18 protein-coding genes and 3 tRNA genes are annotated in these 16,941 nt (G+C 47.9%); 7 read left to right on the plus strand and 14 right to left on the minus strand.

The annotated features are described in order from the left end of the window. Positions 1-9: 9 nt before the first annotated feature. The 14 genes from hypF to LHF31_RS09085 all read right to left on the minus strand — a co-directional run bounded on the left by hypF (position 10) and on the right by LHF31_RS09085 (position 12,141). A complete protein-coding gene (gene hypF / locus LHF31_RS09020) occupies positions 10-2,286 on the minus strand; it encodes a carbamoyltransferase HypF (RefSeq protein ID WP_303774148.1) in 2,277 nt (758 codons plus the stop codon). A gap of 20 nt (positions 2,287-2,306) precedes the next feature. Continuing rightward, positions 2,307-2,972 (minus strand): hydrogenase nickel incorporation protein HypB, encoded by a 666-nt coding sequence (hypB, locus tag LHF31_RS09025; RefSeq protein ID WP_298010117.1) that lies wholly within the window; start codon positions 2,970-2,972, stop codon positions 2,307-2,309. Beyond that, entirely contained in the window at positions 2,969-3,328 is a 360-nt protein-coding gene (hypA, locus tag LHF31_RS09030) for a hydrogenase maturation nickel metallochaperone HypA (protein WP_298010115.1), read from the minus strand. Before hypA ends, hypB begins: the two co-directional genes overlap by 4 nt. A gap of 19 nt (positions 3,329-3,347) precedes the next feature. Further along, complete coding sequence (locus LHF31_RS09035; RefSeq protein ID WP_298010113.1) at positions 3,348-3,863, minus strand: Crp/Fnr family transcriptional regulator; 516 nt, start codon at positions 3,861-3,863, stop codon at positions 3,348-3,350. A gap of 123 nt (positions 3,864-3,986) precedes the next feature. After that, a complete protein-coding gene (gene nuoF / locus LHF31_RS09040; RefSeq protein WP_303774149.1) occupies positions 3,987-5,633 on the minus strand; it encodes an NADH-quinone oxidoreductase subunit NuoF in 1,647 nt (548 codons plus the stop codon). A gap of 10 nt (positions 5,634-5,643) precedes the next feature. Beyond that, positions 5,644-6,123, minus strand: coding sequence for an NADH-quinone oxidoreductase subunit NuoE (gene nuoE / locus LHF31_RS09045; protein WP_298005221.1), 480 nt, complete (start codon positions 6,121-6,123; stop codon positions 5,644-5,646). A gap of 79 nt (positions 6,124-6,202) precedes the next feature. Continuing rightward, positions 6,203-7,987, minus strand: a complete 1,785-nt coding sequence (nuoF, locus tag LHF31_RS09050; protein WP_298005218.1) for an NADH-quinone oxidoreductase subunit NuoF — start codon at positions 7,985-7,987, stop codon at positions 6,203-6,205. A gap of 45 nt (positions 7,988-8,032) precedes the next feature. Then, complete coding sequence (locus LHF31_RS09055; protein ID WP_303774150.1) at positions 8,033-8,467, minus strand: ferredoxin; 435 nt, start codon at positions 8,465-8,467, stop codon at positions 8,033-8,035. Further along, positions 8,418-8,978, minus strand: a complete 561-nt coding sequence (locus LHF31_RS09060; protein WP_298005213.1) for an ATP-binding protein — start codon at positions 8,976-8,978, stop codon at positions 8,418-8,420. The genes LHF31_RS09055 and LHF31_RS09060 overlap by 50 nt, the downstream gene beginning before the upstream one ends. Further along, positions 8,975-9,493, minus strand: coding sequence for an NAD(P)H-dependent oxidoreductase subunit E (locus LHF31_RS09065; protein ID WP_298005210.1), 519 nt, complete (start codon positions 9,491-9,493; stop codon positions 8,975-8,977). Before LHF31_RS09065 ends, LHF31_RS09060 begins: the two co-directional genes overlap by 4 nt. A gap of 148 nt (positions 9,494-9,641) precedes the next feature. Continuing rightward, positions 9,642-10,388: a PHP domain-containing protein gene (locus LHF31_RS09070; RefSeq protein WP_298005207.1), complete on the minus strand. Its 747-nt coding sequence runs from the start codon at positions 10,386-10,388 to the stop codon at positions 9,642-9,644. A gap of 8 nt (positions 10,389-10,396) precedes the next feature. Beyond that, the gene (locus LHF31_RS09075) at positions 10,397-10,759 is read right to left on the minus strand and encodes a DRTGG domain-containing protein (protein WP_298005204.1); all 363 of its coding nucleotides are present in this window, start codon (positions 10,757-10,759) and stop codon (positions 10,397-10,399) included. Between the two features lie 28 nt (positions 10,760-10,787). Further along, positions 10,788-11,756: a CBS domain-containing protein gene (locus LHF31_RS09080; RefSeq protein WP_298005202.1), complete on the minus strand. Its 969-nt coding sequence runs from the start codon at positions 11,754-11,756 to the stop codon at positions 10,788-10,790. 7 nt (positions 11,757-11,763) lie between these two features. After that, positions 11,764-12,141, minus strand: a complete 378-nt coding sequence (locus tag LHF31_RS09085; RefSeq protein ID WP_298005199.1) for a DRTGG domain-containing protein — start codon at positions 12,139-12,141, stop codon at positions 11,764-11,766. Between the two features lie 105 nt (positions 12,142-12,246). Between LHF31_RS09085 and hisS the strand changes: the two genes are divergently transcribed. From hisS to LHF31_RS09120, 7 genes are all read left to right on the plus strand, one after another. After that, positions 12,247-13,527 carry a histidine--tRNA ligase gene (hisS, locus tag LHF31_RS09090; RefSeq protein WP_298005196.1) on the plus strand — a complete coding sequence of 427 codons (1,281 nt, stop codon included), beginning with the start codon at positions 12,247-12,249 and terminating at the stop codon, positions 13,525-13,527. Positions 13,528-13,550: 23 nt separating this feature from the next. Continuing rightward, a tRNA-His gene (locus LHF31_RS09095) sits at positions 13,551-13,625 on the plus strand. Positions 13,626-13,709: 84 nt separating this feature from the next. Further along, positions 13,710-14,675, plus strand: coding sequence for a glycosyltransferase family A protein (locus tag LHF31_RS09100; protein ID WP_298005192.1), 966 nt, complete (start codon positions 13,710-13,712; stop codon positions 14,673-14,675). Between the two features lie 37 nt (positions 14,676-14,712). Beyond that, positions 14,713-14,784: transfer RNA gene (locus tag LHF31_RS09105), tRNA-Met, on the plus strand. A 52-nt stretch (positions 14,785-14,836) separates the two neighbouring features. Beyond that, a tRNA-Gln gene (locus LHF31_RS09110) sits at positions 14,837-14,907 on the plus strand. 127 nt (positions 14,908-15,034) lie between these two features. After that, positions 15,035-16,225, plus strand: coding sequence for a carbohydrate kinase family protein (locus tag LHF31_RS09115; protein WP_298005190.1), 1,191 nt, complete (start codon positions 15,035-15,037; stop codon positions 16,223-16,225). 94 nt (positions 16,226-16,319) lie between these two features. Continuing rightward, positions 16,320-16,799 (plus strand): pentapeptide repeat-containing protein, encoded by a 480-nt coding sequence (locus tag LHF31_RS09120; RefSeq protein ID WP_298005188.1) that lies wholly within the window; start codon positions 16,320-16,322, stop codon positions 16,797-16,799. Positions 16,800-16,941: the final 142 nt, after the last annotated feature.

Raw genomic sequence — 16,941 nt, forward strand, 5'->3', positions numbered from 1 at the left:
TTTTTCTCCTTATCCGTTTCTCTTCGTGGCTTTCCATCCCGCAATTGCCGCCTGTCCCAGCGATAACCCGCCGTCATTTGGAGGGACAATCTTGTGGAAGAAAACCCTGAACCCATGTTGTTCAAGAAGCGTTTTGGCTTTTTGAACCAGAACTCGATTTTGCCATACACCACCTGAACAGGCTACCGTATTGATTCCGGTTTCTGAACGGATGGTTTCACTGGCGTAGAGGGCAACTGTTGCTACCCAGTTGTGGAATTTTGCTGAGATTGTCGAAGGTGGGGTGCCGGCCAGCCAGTCGTTCAGTATCTCTTGCCATAATGTGCCTAATTTTATCTCATCCTCTTGTAGGATGACGGAATATGTACCCGTTTCCTTGGGATCGCATATGGTTTCCAGCATAATAGCAGCCTGGGCTTCATAACTGGCTTCATGCCGTAATCCGATGCAGGATGAAACAGCATCGAAGAGCCTGCCCATACTTGAAGTCCATGGGGCATTAATTCGGTGTTTCAGTTGCGAATGAAGCAAAGTCAGTTCATCTCCACACAGAGCTGAGCAGGGCGGTAAATGTTCTTCCCATGGAATGCCGGCATGCCAGAGATGCGCCAGCGCTGTACGGGCAGGTTTTCGTATCGATGCATCACCACCCGGCAACGGAATATATTCCAGATGGAAGCGGCGATGATATCCGCTGTACCCACCGACCAGAATTTCACCTCCCCAGATAGCGCGGTCTTCACCCAGCCCGGTGCCATCAAAGATTAATCCAATGACAGGATCATCCGTGTCCCATTGATGTTCCACCAGACAGGAGGCCAGATGGGCGTGATGGTGTTGAATACGAATTAATGGGAGGTTTTCCCGTTCGCTACGGGCTTCTGCGTATCGTGTGGCCATGTAATCGGGGTGTAAATCACAAGCCAGGACTTCGGGAACTGTTTTAAAGACATTCTGGTAATGCTCGATCCCCTCTACAAAAGAATTGAGCGTTTCCAGATTCTCCATATCTCCAATGTGGTGGCTCAGGAACGCATACCGTTCGCGAGTGAGACAGAAGGTATTTTTCAATTCTGCTCCCGCCGCTAAAATGGGTGGAAAGTGAAATGGGAGAGATATCGTGTCGGGAGCATATCCTCGCGCCCGACGTATGGGAAGAAAACCGCCTGCCGAAACGGCCACTACAGAATCATCTACCCGCATATGAATTGGTCGGTTATGCAACAAAAACGCATCGGCGATGTTTTGTAAGCGAGTGAGCCCTTCTTCATCTTCGTAGGCAATCGGTTCTTCGCTGAGATTGCCGCTGGTCATTACCAGCACCTCAGGGAAACCTTCTCCTGGTTCTAGAAGCAAATAATGCAACGGCGTGTAGGGTAACATCACACCAATGGTATCCACATCCGGAGAAACATCCTGCACCACTCGCGCATCTTTTTTCTTACGCAATAAAACGATGGGTTTTTGGCGCGAGAGGAGGATAGCCTTTTCTTCTTCGTTTATTTCAGCAATCTTTTCCACTCTGGAAAGATCAAATACCATGACAGCAAAGGGTTTATCACTCCGTTTTTTGCGGTTGCGCAGGGCCCTCACAGCTTTTTCGTTTGAAGCGTCGCAGGCCAGGTGGAACCCTCCCAGTCCCTTAATCGCAACAATGGCTCCTCCTTTGAGAAGTTGACGGGCTTTCTGGAGAGCATCTTCTCTCTCCGCAACCCGCTGACCTTTCACCTCTAACCAGAGGTACGGGCCGCATTCAGGACAGGCGATGGGTTGGGCATGGAACCGCCGATCCAGAGGATTAGTGTATTCCTCCTGGCATGCAGGGCACAGATCAAAAGAAGCCATGGTCGTGTTAGGGCGATCATAAGGGATGCCCTTGATAATGGTAAATCGCGGTCCGCAATTGGTGCAGTTGATAAACGGATAGCGGTACCTGCGATCGTTTGGGTCAGATAATTCTCGCAGACAGTCTTCGCAAATGCTGATATCGGGCGATACAGGTAGAAACTGGCTCTCGGAATCTGCACTCTCCAGAATCAGGAATTCAGTAGCCCCATTGGGATGGGTTTCGGTTACCTTGATGTGGTCTAACCGTGCCAGGGGAGGGGGATTATTCTGCAATGTGTGGAGAAACTGTTCCACGCATTTTCGAGTGCCGCATATTTCAATTTCCACCCCACTGGAGGTGTTTCGAACCCATCCAGTCAAAGAATTTTTAACCGCTTCCTGATAGACAAAGGGACGGAAGCCTACTCCCTGCACTATGCCCCTGACTAATATTTTCACACAATAAAGATCTGTGTCAATCATGAGCGATTCGTTTGAATTTGAGCAGAGAGCCACTGCACCCACTCTTCAATTCCCTCACCTGTTTTGCAGGAAACCGGGAATGTTACCAGACCTGGATTTAGCATCTCCACTCCTTGCCGGAAGTAATCCATATTGAAATTCACATACGGCATAAGGTCGGTTTTGTTAATAATCAAAACCTGGATGCCTCGATAGATCGCAGGGTATTTGTACGGCTTATCGTCTCCTTCGGGTATCGAAGCAATGAGCACATTAATGTGAGTACCCAGTTGAAAAGCCGCTGGACAGACCAGATTTCCCACGTTTTCAATGATCACGACATCCAGTTGCTCCAGGGGTAATTTTTCCAGTCCTTTGCTCACCATGATAGCGTCTAGATGGCAATCGCCGCCGGTGTTGATCTGTACAGCAGGAATGCCCACTGCGTTGACTTTGTCGGCGTCAATGGTGACCGGTGCAGTATCCCCTTCAAGCACACCAATTCGAAATGAAGGGCTAAGGGCTTTGATGGTTTGTAAAATAAAGGAGGTTTTCCCTGCACCGGGAGATGCCATCAGGTTGATAGAGAAAATTTTCCGGTCATCCAGTAATTTTCGGTTCAGGTGTGCCACCTGATCGTTTGCGCTGAGAATATTTTCCACAACAGTGACTCGATTGCTCATTTTTCCTCCGTAGCCGTTTCAATTGCAATACTGTCCAGGTAAAACTCTTCTCCCTGTAATACTTTAATCCTTGTGCTGGAGCAGCTTGGACAGGGGGTTAAATCTGCAGGAATCTCATAGGTATATTCACAATCCAGACACAATAACTGGGCGGGAATTCGTTCAAAATGAAGAACGGCGCCTTGACAGAGAGTATTCTGGCTGATGATGTCCCAGTAGAACTGAATGGAATCGTCTACAATGCTGGACAACCGCCCGATAACCAGATAAATATCTGTTACCCGGGTGGCGTGATGTTGCTCTGCATACTGGAGCGAGAGGTTAAGGATATGTTCGGTTACCGATAATTCGTGCACAACGTGATTATACCTGTAATTATTCTGAAAATTCCAGTGTATCCTCTTTATGAATTTGTGAGGCTTGTTCTCGAATCACCTGTAATAAATTGATGCGGCTTTGCATTAAGGTAGTTGCCGCAAGGTTGGCAACTCTTTGGATGATCTGGTATCCTACGGAGGGAACTTCATCGCAAATTTTTTGTAGCGCTTCAGCATTAATGCAAAGCACGGTGCTCCGGCGAATGCTTTGGGCAGTCTCAAGTCGCTGACGAATCATTGAGGTCATGGAAGACCACCCAATGATATCCAGAGGTTCTGCCTTTGCAATGATCACCTCACCATAACCGGGGGCGTAACACGAGAGTTTTACTTCTCCATCCAGCAAAATATACAGGGTTCGATCTACATCGCCCTCTTTAAACAGAATTTCCTGCGGCGGAATCTCGCGAAGATGGCTGATTTGTGCCAGCTTGAAGAGAATCTCCGAAGAGAATCCATGGAAGAGAGGAATGCTCTGAAAGATTTCAGTAAGGTTTGTAGACTGCAAATTCATTCTGAAGCGTTTTTATCATTATCAAGGCAGTTTCTAAAGTGCAGTGTGTCATCATCCCAATCGAAAATTGTCATGCAAAAAGAAGAGCCCCATGAGCGGGGCTCTCATTCAAATGCTTTGCCCTTATGCTTCCTGAGGACTCTTTTCTGGCACCATGGTACACACGCCGGTCGGACAGACACCTAAACGAATGTGGGCTTCTACTTCGGCGCGGAAGTACTTCAGGATGTCTTTAATCGGCGTTGCCGCTGTTTGTCCCAGTCCGCAATTAGACAGATTTACCAGGTTATCACTCAGACTTAAAAGTTCATCCAGATCTTTGAGCACCCCTTGACCTTCAGAAATGCGTTGCAGGATTTGATATGCCCGATAGGTGCCAATTCGGCAGGGGGTGCACTTTCCGCAACTTTCTTTCCGGAAGAAGTTCACCAGCACTTTGGCTAAATCCACAACACAGGTGTCTTCATCGCAAATAAGCAATGCTCCTGAACCAAGAGATACCCCGGCTTTGTTATAGGAATCAAAATCCATGGGAGTATCCTGAAGGCTGGCTGGAATGACAGACCCTGAAGATCCACCCGTCTGAGCCAGTTTGAAGGTGCGACCGTTTTTCATCCCCCGGGCGTAAATAGCGATCACTTCCCGGAGGGTGATTCCCATGGGAACTTCAATCAACCCCGTGTTGTTCACGTTGCCCAGAATGGTGTAAACCTTGGTTCCGGGACTGCTGGGAGTGCCAAATTTCCGATACCACTCGGCACCGTTGCGCAGGATGGGAGGAATATTTGCCAGTGTTTCAACATTGTTGACCAGAGTAGGTTTTCCCCATAAACCATGCGTGGTTGGATAGGGTGGACGGGCGCGCGGTTCTCCCCGTTTTCCTTCAATAGACTCAATCAGGGCTGTTTCTTCGCCGCAAATATACGCTCCCGCGCCGGAGTGGATATGAATTTCGAAGTGAAAATCGGTACCAAAAATATTTTTCCCCAGGAAACCATATTCTTTTGCCTGAGCAATGGCGACGTTCAGGCGTTCCTGCGCCAGGGCGTATTCCCCGCGCACATAGATATAGCCTTCATCGGCTCCCACCGCATAGCCGGCAATTGCCATGGCTTCCAGAATTGCATGGGGATCCCCTTCCAGGATAACCCGGTCTTTAAAAGTACCCGGTTCACTTTCATCTGCATTGCAAATGACGTATTTTTTGCCTCCGGGGGCTTTTGCAACGAATGACCACTTCAACCCCGTTGGGAAACCCGCGCCGCCGCGTCCTTTCAGCCCGGATTTTTGAACCTCGGCAATGACATCCTCTGGCTTCATTGAAGTGAGCACTTTACCGAGGGCGGCGTATCCATCATGCAGGATGTAATCTTCAATATTTGTAGGGTCAATCACTCCGGCGCGTTCCAGCACGATGCGCTGTTCAGCAGGAAGCGTCCCTTTTCGGGCAGTTAACCAGGCAATCCGTCCGCTTAATTCCTGGGGCGAAAGTTGCAATTCAGGAACAACCCGCCCTTTGTAGAGATGCTCTTCAACAATAAGAGGTACGTTTTCGGGCTTCACAGGTCCGTACAATACTGCTTCAGGATAAACAATGACAACCGGGTGGACTTCATGTCGTCCCAGATCGCCTACCATGGATACTTGCACTTCATCCTGTAATCCTTTGGCTTCAATTTCCTGTTGAAAGCGCTGGAATACTTCTTCCGCACCATACAGCATGCTTTTGGGGTCGCTGGAGATGAGAACCATCGAACGATAGATTTTCACGGCACCCTCCTTAGTTATATCGCGCCAAGATGTCGGGGATCATCTCAGGGGTTACATTTCCATACAGGTCTTCATCAATGACAATTACAGGTCCCACACCGCAAACTCCTAAACAGGACACTGTAACCAGGCTCCATTTCTTGTCCGGTGTGGTTTCACCGGCATCAATTTTTAATTCCTGTTTCAGGCGTCGCCACACTTCGCGTCCGCCAACCACATGGCAGGGGGCGCTTTCGCAGAACAGAATGATATGGCGCCCCATCTCTTTAACATTGAGCATGTGGTAGAAAGTAGCCACTGAGAACACCTGACTTTTCGGAATCTGAAGGAGTCGGGCAACTTCTTCCAGCCCTTGAGAAGGGATATACCCGTATTCTTTATTAATGTCCTGCAGAATAGGGATGAGTTCTTCGCGCGTTTTGCCATGAACTTCTACCACGTGTTTAACAATTTCGAGGATGTTTTTTCCATGAGGTTGTTCGTTTGTCATGAGCCTGTTCCTCCCGACGAAAACATGGTGATTGGAAAAAAGCACGAAGGCGCCCTTTTTGAGCGCCTTCGCTGGGTCCTTAGTTGACAACGATCGCATTGAAGTTGCACACCTGCATACAAATTCCGCACCGTACGCAGATGTCTGGGTCAATCTTGTGGGGCTGCCGTCTTTCGCCGGTAATGGCGTTGACCGGACAGTTACGCGCGCAGACCGTACAACCTGTGCAGGCTTCAGGCACGATTTCATATGCGATTAACGCCCGGCATACTTTTGCTGGACAACGTTTCTCGTAAATATGGGCTTCATATTCGTGGCGGAAGTACTTCAACGTGCTGGCAACCGGATTAGGTGCACCCTGCCCAAGCCCGCACAAACTTGCAGTGCGAATTTGTTCGCACAATTCTTCCAGCCGCTCGATATCACCGTCTTCCCCTTTCCCTTCGCAAATGCGGGTGAGAATTTCCAGCAATCGGCGGGTTCCAATTCTGCAGGGGGTGCATTTTCCGCACGATTCTTCCTGGGTGAACTCCATGAAGAATCGTGCAATATCTACCATGCAGGTTTCTTCATCCATGACCACCATGCCCCCTGAACCCATAATCGAGCCAGCCTGGGTCAGGGACTCATAATCTACTGGCAGGTCTAAAAATTCTGCCGGCAAACATCCACCCATGGGACCACCCGTCTGGATGGCTTTGAACCCCTTATCGTCTTTGATGCCACCGCCAACATCGTAAACAATTTCGCGTAGAGTAATACCTAAAGGAACTTCAATCAGCCCGGTATGTTTCACATCGCCTGCCAGGGCAAAGGTTTTCGTGCCTTTGCTTTTTTCAGTTCCCATGCTGGCAAACCAGTCTGCGCCTCTAAGAATGATCTGGGGAACGTTGGCATAGGTTTCCACGTTGTTGATGTTCGTCGGTTTGCCCCACAAACCGGAGACGGCGGGGAAAGGAGGACGGGGACGTGGCTCTCCCCGGCGTCCTTCGATAGAAGCCATCAGAGCGGTTTCCTCGCCGCACACAAATGCGCCAGCACCCTGCCGAACTTCCAGATCAAATGAGAAACCTGTTCCGAGGATATTCTCTCCCAGGAAACCAAATTCTCGGGCTTGTTTGATAGCAATGTTCAAAGTCTTTACGGCTAATGGATACTCAGCACGACAGTAGATATATCCCTGCCTTGCGCCAATAGCATATGCGGCAATGATCATTCCTTCAATCACTGAATGCGGATCAGATTCAAGCACCCGGCGGTTCATAAAAGCGCCTGGATCGCCTTCATCCGCGTTACAGACCACGTATTTCATGTCTGCCTGACTGTTTCGGCAGAACTGCCATTTCCGTCCCGTTAAGAAACCTGCGCCTCCACGACCCCTCAGACCCGAACGGGTTACCTCATCAATGACCTGTTCCGGGGTCATTTCTGAGAGGACCTTTGCCAGCGCCATGTAACCATCTTCTGCAATGTAATCCTCGATGTTATTGGGGTCAATGACTCCGCAATTGCGCAAGACGACCCGCACCTCTTTGGCTTTGGGAGCACCCAGTTCTTCATCTACCACTTTTTTCTCTTGAGCGCGGAATTTTTCAACAATCCGCCCCTTTAAGAAGTGCTCCTCTACCAGATAAGGGATATCATCGGGGCTTAAGCAGGCATAATGTACCCCTTCAGGGTAAACAATCATGTCGGGACCAAATAAGACGGGGTCGCCAATTCGCGATGTCTCTAAAACCTGAATTTCGTCGATGAGCCCCTGTGCTACTAACTCATCATTTAAGGCATCAATAATTTGATGTGCCCCTCGCTTCACGCACTCAGGATCCACCGACACCAGTACATGTGATCGGTAAAATGCCATAAACCACCTTCTATTCTTTTAGGATCAGGACAAGGCGGTAAATCCTTAACCTTCTAATAAATGATCTTTTACCACCTGTCCGTTCAGGACATGCTCTTTCATAATGCGAATGGCAGCATCAGGAGTCACCTTTCCATAAGTGACTTTTGGCTGTTCTCCAATAACAACCTGAACAATCGGTTCGTATGAATCCCAGCCAATGTTGCCCGTCTGTCTGACTGTAATTCCGGAAAGATTTTCTTTTTCAATGAATTCAAGGATGGCTTTTAGAGTTTCACGGGCTCCCGCAGCAATGCCCACAGTGCCCATTCCCACAATAATCTGAACCTCCCCTGAAGCGGTTTTTACCTTCCGCTTTTCCAAGGCCTGTTCCCGCAATTTTTTCAGATCCTCAAGGCTTTTTACCCTGTCCATACATGTCTCCTCATGATTATGAGATTTCTGAATAGGACGCCTGGAGTGCCTTAATACCAGATTCAAATTCCTTGCGCAGATAATTTAAAACAAGTGGATCTGTCAAAGGCACATCACCAAGTTCCTGTTTAACCAATGTATCATCAAACTCAAATTTTTGTTCATCCACTTCGTATATAAACGTCCAGTGGACTTCCGGACATCCCACTTCAAGAGAGAAGAAAGTTTCAGCAAGATTTCCTAAGGGCATTCGGTCAATGTGACTGCGTTGAAACGTTACTTTCACCTCAGTCCCTTTTCCCGGGGTGGAGTGGATTTCCAGGTTTCCACCGCACGCTTCGGCAGCGGCTTTCAAAAGGGGGATGCCCAGCCCTACATTGCGGGTGGTTCGGGTGGTTACAAATGGATCGATCACCTGTTGAACCATTTGGGCATCCATACCTTTACCGTCGTCTTTCACTACCAGGGTGAGCAAATCTGATTTTGTATCTTCTTTAACCTCAATCGTAATGTTTCGAGCGTTTGCTGAAACACTGTTGTGGGCGATATCCAGTAAATGTAAAGCCAGTTCTTTCACGCTTCTTTCTGTTCGTCTTGAATCAAACGAAGCAATTGCGGGAACTTGTTTGGACGAACGCGCCCCTGAATTTCTTCGTCCACCACAATCACAGGTGCCTGACTGCAAGCCCCAACGCACCGGCATAATTCAAGGGTAATCTGACCGTCGGGAGTGGTTTCACCGGGGTCAATTCCCAGAATCTGTTTTGCTTTTTCAATCAGTTGGGGGGTTCCGCCTACATAACAGGCTGTGCCCATGCAGAATTTGATAGTGTGTTTTCCCCGGGGAGTGGTGGTAAAGAAGGAATAGAAAGAGACCACGCCATGAACTGTACTCACAGGCACGTGAAGTTTATTGGCAATGTATTGTTGCATGGGTTCGGAGATGAAGCCAATCTGGCTTTGCACCTCATTGAGAATCACCATTAAACCGCCGGGCAAATGTTTGTTTTGCTCTAAAATCTGATCAATAATGGCGCGTTTCTCTTCGATGGCAACAGGGTCGTTTTCTGGTACGGTAACGGTTCTCAGCATACTTTGCTCCGAATGCATAAATTAGATACAAAATATATAAATATTTCCTGGAAACCTACATGAGTTTACCCTTTGAAAACCAGAATGGTCAATTATCAAATGTCATATAAACAAATGAGACTTGTCAATTCAGGTATTCCTCCAGACATCAATCCGGAATAATCTGGTGCTTTTGAGGACAAAGGCTCTTGATGGCTTCGGAAATATCTTTCAAGGATATTTCGGGTATGCTCAGATAATTCCATCCAAGAATATCTTCCAGAAAATGGGCGTCGCCGCTTTGAATCAAAGGGAGATTCTGGATTTGTGGGAATAGCATTGCCGCTTTTTCCACCGGGAGATGCCGGGAGATTTCCACAATTTCAATAGGGGTATCCAGGGGGATCATCCCCAGTATGGGGATCAATCCAAAGGCTTGCCGATTGACGTGTGCGGGAATGAACAGCCCTTCCAGTGCTTGGACTTCCTCCCATGCTTGATGAAGGGTCAGTGTAGTGGAGGTTAGCAACAGGCGTTCTTCTCTGCGGATGAAATCACCGGTCTCATCTACAACAAATTGTTCCCCAAAGTATTCGATGTTATTTTCAATGTTGGGCAAATGGGCATCAACGATTTTCTGAAAGGCAAGAGCCTGATCCAGTTCATCGAACAGGCACAATACATGCACTTCCTCGGAGGTTTGTAATTCCATACCGGGGAGGATTTTTAGTGGAGTATCTTTTGCCGCTTTTTGAACGGCTTCTATGTTTGCAGTGTGGTTGTGGTCTGTGATGGCAAGAATGTGAATTTTCTTCCGTAAGGCTTCCTCAACAATCAACGGCGGGATCATTTCAATATCCGCGCACGGAGAAAGGACAGTATGAACATGAAATTCTGCCCGCAGGAAGTCACTCATGGGAAATTCTATTCTTCCGGAGGCATTGCCCTCAACCCCATCTCCCATAACCGTCCAGCCACCTCAAAGGAGCCCTCTTTTGTCGAGAATAAAATTACTCCTTTTTCATTGGCCTTTTCAATGGTAGAGGGTTCAGGCTGTGCTCCTTCGGTGATGATCACCGCAGAGAGTTCTAACAATGCGGCAACGGCGATGATGTTCATATGGGCTTGTAATGTGATCCAGATCCCCCGATGGGGAGCACCAGCCATGACACAGGACAACATATCCGAGGTATACCCGGCAGAGGGACGGATTTCTTCCCAATCTTTCGATTGTGTCAGCAGTTCAAGGTTGAGGGCTTTTGCAATCTCTCCAAGGGTTAGATTCATGGATTCTCCTGTTTGACCTTATGATTATTTAAGCCGCAGATTCTTCAGGTTTCATAAATATTCTGACTTTCAAGCGCGTTCCTTTTCCCCAGGTCGATTCCAGACGGAATTGATCTACACAGCGCTTGATATTGACCAGTCCCATCCCTGCTCCAAAGCCCAGTTCGCGAATTTCTTCGCTTGCTGTGGAATATCCGGGTTGCATTGCCAGGTCAATATCACGGATACCAGGTCCATCGTCGGAGGCTTCGATAGTAATCTGGTGAGGTTCTATTTCCACCCGAATCATTCCTCCGTTGGTGGTATGGATGATGAGGTTCATTTCTGCTTCATAAGCGGCAATGCCACACCGTCGCGCTATGTTTGGCGTCGCCCCGAGCCGAAGTAATGCCCGCTTGATATTGCTGGAAGCGGCGCCTCCATGGCTGAAATCTCTGGGTTTGATCTGGTATCGGAGAATAAGGCTGGTACGGTCGGAAACAATATCTTCAAATAAATGACTGGCTCGATACCGTCGAAGTTCTTCTGCATGGAAGTCTTTCTGAAGAGCACGAAGAAGCCCTGCTGTAATGTCGCCTTTAGTCAGAATGCCAACAACCTTACGATCTTGGTCAACTACAGGTAATCTGCCATGTCGGGTAGAAACGAAGAGCTTCAAGGCTTCAATTACAGGATCCTGTGGGTGAATGAAGAAAGGATTGGGGGTCATGTAATCGGAGATGCGCGCATCCAGATCCTGTTTCAAGAGGCAGCGAATCAAGTCTTCCATACTGACTACGCCACAGAGGGAAGAATCGCAGGTGACTGGTGCGCCTGAAATCCGTTTTGTGCGGAATAACTCTAAAGCATCATGCATCAACATGTCGGGATGCAGACATTGAACATCCCGACTCATCACCTCTTCAACTTTTAACTCATAGGCAAGTTCTTCCGCGCGGGTAATCTGTTGAATATCTTGATCGGTGAGAATTCTTTGAGGGTTTGAGTTATCACTCATGATTCAATTATCCGCAGTCACAATCATCTGGGTGTATCACCTGTTCCAGACTCGACACACCGGCTACGTACAATTTCCCGCACACTTCAAACATCCCAAGCGGGGTTGAAATGAGGGGGATCGCTTCTTCATCGGCTAAATCAATTGTTTCCTGAGGGGGTTGTTTTCCTCGAACAAGCACAATAGCGGTGACATCTGCCATGACTGCAGTGCGGACTACCTGCGGATTGCACAATCCTGTGATAAGCACTGCATGAGGTTGGATAGTTGCCAGCACATCCGACATTAAGTCTGCCGCAAAAGCCCCTTTGATTTCTTTCATGGATGGCTTTGTATTGTTGAGGAATTTGCCGTTAATCAATCCAGATAATTCGTTGAGATTCATATGAACGCCTGTTGGAAGTTTTTAATGATTTTACACCAGATTGATTGGGAAAGGCATGAAACCCATCGTTTCCATGTTAAAATCGGGGGCAGGAGAGTGGAGGATATGAAAACAATCGTGCCTTCTGTTAAAGGAACCCGGGACTTCTACCCGGAAGTAATGGCAATTCGAAACTGGCTGTATGCAAAAATTCGGGAAGTATCAGAAAAATTTGGTTATCAGGAGTATGAAGGTCCCTTCCTGGAACGGGTTGATTTGTATGCAGCAAAATCGGGAGAAGAACTGGTTAATGAACAGTCGTTTGTATTTCAGGATCGTGGCGGAGACTACATTGCCCTGCGTCCGGAATTAACACCCACATTAGCGCGCATGGTGGCACAGCGCCAGAATGAACTGGTATATCCTTTACGATGGTGGTCCTTTGGTCCCTTCTGGCGTTATGAACGTCCTCAAAAGGGACGCACCCGCGAGTTTTTCCAGTGGAATATTGATATGATTGGCTCCCAGTCCATTGAGTCAGATGCAGAATTGCTGGCTGTGGCTGTGGAATTTTTCAAACGGGTTGGGTTGTCTCCCGAGCAGGTAAAGTTGCTGATTAACAATCGTCGTTTGATGGATGCTCAACTGGAAAAACTGGGAATTCGCGAAGAACAAAAGCGGGCGGTCTTTCGTTTGATTGATCGTAAGGAAAAATTGCCTTTGCAGGAATGGCGGCAGTATGCCCTGGAATTGGGGTTGACTGCAGAACAGTTGTCTGGAATTGAGGAGTTGCTCTCCAATCAATCTCTCTGGGAAACTTCAGACGAACTGAAGCGGGTGTTTGAACTTCTGGAGGCGATGGGGATCCGTGAATACGTGGAGTTTGCTCCCCAGATCATTCGTGGTTTGGATTATTACACCGGCACAGTCTTTGAGGCTAAGGATTTGGATGGCGGGCGTTCCATCCTGGGAGGCGGGCATTATGATAATCTGGTAGCCAATGTCGGTGGAGATCCTCTCCCGGGGGTAGGTTTTGCAATGGGCGATGTGATGATCACCCTGGTGTTGGAAAAATATGGCAAACTGCCGGCATTTGAAACCTCACCTGCCCAGATTTTAGTCACTGTGTTTGATCAGGAGCGACTACCACAGTCCTTCTCTCTGGCGGCTCGTCTGCGTGAGCAGGGGCTGAAGGTTGTCTGGTACCCTGAATCTGCCAGACTCCAAAAGCAGTTGAAATTTGCTGATCGTAACGGAATCCGGTTTGCAGTGATTTATGGCCCAGATGAAATTGCTGCTGGTCAGGTAGCCCTGAAAGACCTCGCTCAGAGGAATCAGGAACTTGTCTCTGTAGAGCAAGTAGGTGAGCGTATTCGCCAGATTCTTGCACAGAGCGAAAGGGTGTGATAAAATAATTTGCGCAAAATATGGTGCCTGTAGCTCAATGGCAGAGCGCTTGACTGTGGATCAAGAGGTTGAGGGTTCGAAACCGTCCAGGCACCCCATCAGTATGACTTTTAGAGACAACCTGAATCTTTATCAAGAGGGGTTGTCTCGAATTTTTTAACTTGTTTGTGCAGGTGGTGCCTGTGAAGTGCTCCATTGTGATCCGCGCTTTTAATGAAGCAGAACATTTACCCAAATTGTTTGAAGGGATTCGTCGCCAGACCATTCAGGATGTAGAAATTATTCTGGTGGATTCAGGTTCTACAGACTCCACCGTGAGCATTGCTCAATCTTTCGGAGCCAGAATCTGCCATATTTCTTCGAAAGAATTTACTTTTGGCCGCTCGCTCAATGTGGGAATTTCAGCAACAACCCGTGAATATGTGGTAATTGCCAGTGCGCATGTGTACCCTGTTTATCCGGATTGGCTGGAAAGGTTGCTGGAACCATTTACCAATCCCCAGGTGGGGTTGACTTATGGAAAACAGCGTGGCCCTGAAACTGCCAAATTCTCAGAAAAACAAATTTTTTATCAATGGTACCCCGAAAGGAGCAATTTCCAGCAGAGCACGCCGTTTTGTAACAATGCGAACGCCGCTATTCGTCGTTCCCTCTGGGAACGTCATCCTTATGATGAATCCCTTACCGGGCTGGAAGATGTTGCCTGGGCAAAGTGGTTGCTCAATCAAGGTTATATTGTGGCTTATGTCTCAGAAGCGGAAATTGTCCATATCCATCGAGAAACACCCAGAGGGGTTTACAACCGATACCGCCGGGAAGGCATGGCATTTAAACGCATCTTTCCAGAGGCGCACTTCAGCCTTTACGATTTTTTTCGCCTCAGTGTGGAAAACATCTTTTATGATGTGTGGCACGCATTGAAGCAAAAAGTCCCATATCGAGATATCCCTTCAATATTCTGGTTCCGTTTAATGCAGTTTTGGGGAACGTATAGGGGATATCGGCGCCCCGGAATGGTCACTCCCCAGTTAAGGGAAACCTTTTATTACCCGCGTGGAATGCAACGGATGGATGAAAATTACCGCAACGATGTTGAACCCATTGCCTATTCGTTAGAAAGTCATCAAAAATCACCGCCGAAGAATTGACATTTTGGGCACTTCGCCTTAAAATACACATCGCTCTGGCGAGGTAGCTCAACGGTGGAGCAGTGGACTCATAAGCCATTGGTTGTGGGTTCGAATCCCACCCTCGCCACTGGCAATCCGCTGAGTGGCGGGTTGGAGAAATACCTCGAGAGAGGTCATACTGGGGGCTCGTCTAATGGCAGGACGACAGACTCTGGATCTGTTTGTAGAGGTTCGAATCCTTTGCCCCCAGCCTGTAAGCGCCTCAAGGGCGCTTTTCTTTTTCCCAATACTCCCATAATTTCTGTACAATCCTTCTGATTCCCTTCTTCTAGAAATCTTCTATAATCAAAAATAATCCTCTCTTCAGAGTTTTTCCGATGAGTACCTTCAACGGTAAGGTTGTTGTTGCTGGACATCTCTGTCTGGATATTTTCCCCGATATGAATCATTTGCCTCCTGGGCAGTTAATGAAACTCCTCCAGCCAGGACATTTGATTCTTACCGGTGAGGCAGTTATGTGCACAGGGGGTCCGGTATCCAACACGGGGTTGTCATTACACCGTCTGGGTATTCCGGTTTACCTTATTGCTCGAATTGGCAATGATCCGTTTGGCTGGATTGTTCGAAAACTGGTTGAACAATATGGGGAACATCTGGCACAGGGATTGATGGTGGATCCGCATTCATCAACCTCCTATTCAATTATTCTGAGCGCTCCTGAGGTCGATCGGATTTTTCTCCATTCCCCTGGCGCCAATGACCTTTTCGGTGTGGAAAACCTCGATGAATCCTGCTTACGGGAGGCTTGTTTATTTCACTTTGGCTACCCTCCCATTATGAAACGAATGTTTCAGAATGACGGAGAAGAATGTATCAAGATTTTTCAAAAGGTTAAGTCTTTTGGTGTAACAACTTCTCTGGATATGGCATTGCCGGATCCGCAATCGGAAGGCGGCAGGGCAGACTGGAGGAAGATCCTGGAGCGCCTTTTGCCCTTTGTGGATATCTTTTTACCAAGTTTCGAAGAAATTTTATTTATGTTACACCGGCAAGAGTGGGAAAAATTTTATCAATCTGCCCCCTCAGGAAATATTCTTTGTTTGGCAACACCGGAACGGATGAGTGCATTAGGAGATGAACTGATACAACTCGGTGCCAGGATTGTCTTAATTAAAATGGGAGATCAAGGAATTTACCTGCGAACATCGGGAGGATGGTTGCCTGAAAGTTTTGGTAGAGCCAGACCTGCCCCATTGGATGAGTGGCAGAACCGTGAACTTCGTGGAGCGTGTTTTCAGGTTAAGGTTGTGGGAACTACCGGTGCCGGCGATGCCACCATTGCAGGTTTTCTTTCTGCTTTCCTGAGAGGATATTCTCCGGTAGATGCCCTCAACATTGCACTTGCTGTAGGCGCTTCCAATGTGGAAGCAGAAGATGCTCTCAGTGGTATTCAAGAATGGCAAGCCACGCTTTCCAGACTGCAATCAGATTGGAAAAGGAGAGACCTGTTACACTCGCTGGATCAATGGGTGCCTCTCATGGATGGTGTCTGGGAAAACAAAAAGTGAGAATTAACCATAACCATTTTAGGGTATCGTCATATAATAAAGATGACTGTTAGATGACAGAATGCCAGATGTCCTGAAGCAGGGGAGTTGTTATATGGCAGAATTCTCAAGGTATGAAACCTATATCTTGCTCAATCAGCCCAAACCCTTATGGTTGAGCCATATTGACCTGAGCGGAATGGATTTGCGCGGGGTAATGCTCTCTGGAGCCACTTTAATTGGCGCAAACCTTTCCAATGTAGATTTGCGTGGCGCAGTGATGGTTGAAGCCAACCTGGGTGGGGCAAATTTGAGGAATGCTGTCCTTATTGGGGCTGATTTGCGACGTGCTCATCTTCGCGGCGCTGATCTTCGGGGGGCAGATTTACGAGAAGCCAATTTAGCCGAAGCAGATTTGTCTGAAGCCAACCTTACGGGGGCTAATCTCATTGATGCAAACCTTGGGGCAGTAGATTTAACAAATGCGAATCTTACAGACGCTGATCTGACCGGAACAAATGCACCTGACCATCGTTTGTTACGAGCCAAATCGCTTTCAGGAACGATTATGCCTGACGGACAAAAACACGATTAATGACTGGGTTGTGGATTGTATGCCCCTGCTCAACCAAAAGCAGGGGCTTATTTTTTAAGTTCAATCAAAGAAAAGCGGTTGATAATTGGCTTGGGGTTGTTGGCATATAAGTTATGATAGCCAGGTCTCTGAAGGTATGTGT

Source organism: Anaerolinea thermophila (assembly GCF_020723905.1).
Lineage (GTDB): Bacteria > Chloroflexota > Anaerolineae > Anaerolineales > Anaerolineaceae > Anaerolinea > Anaerolinea thermophila_A.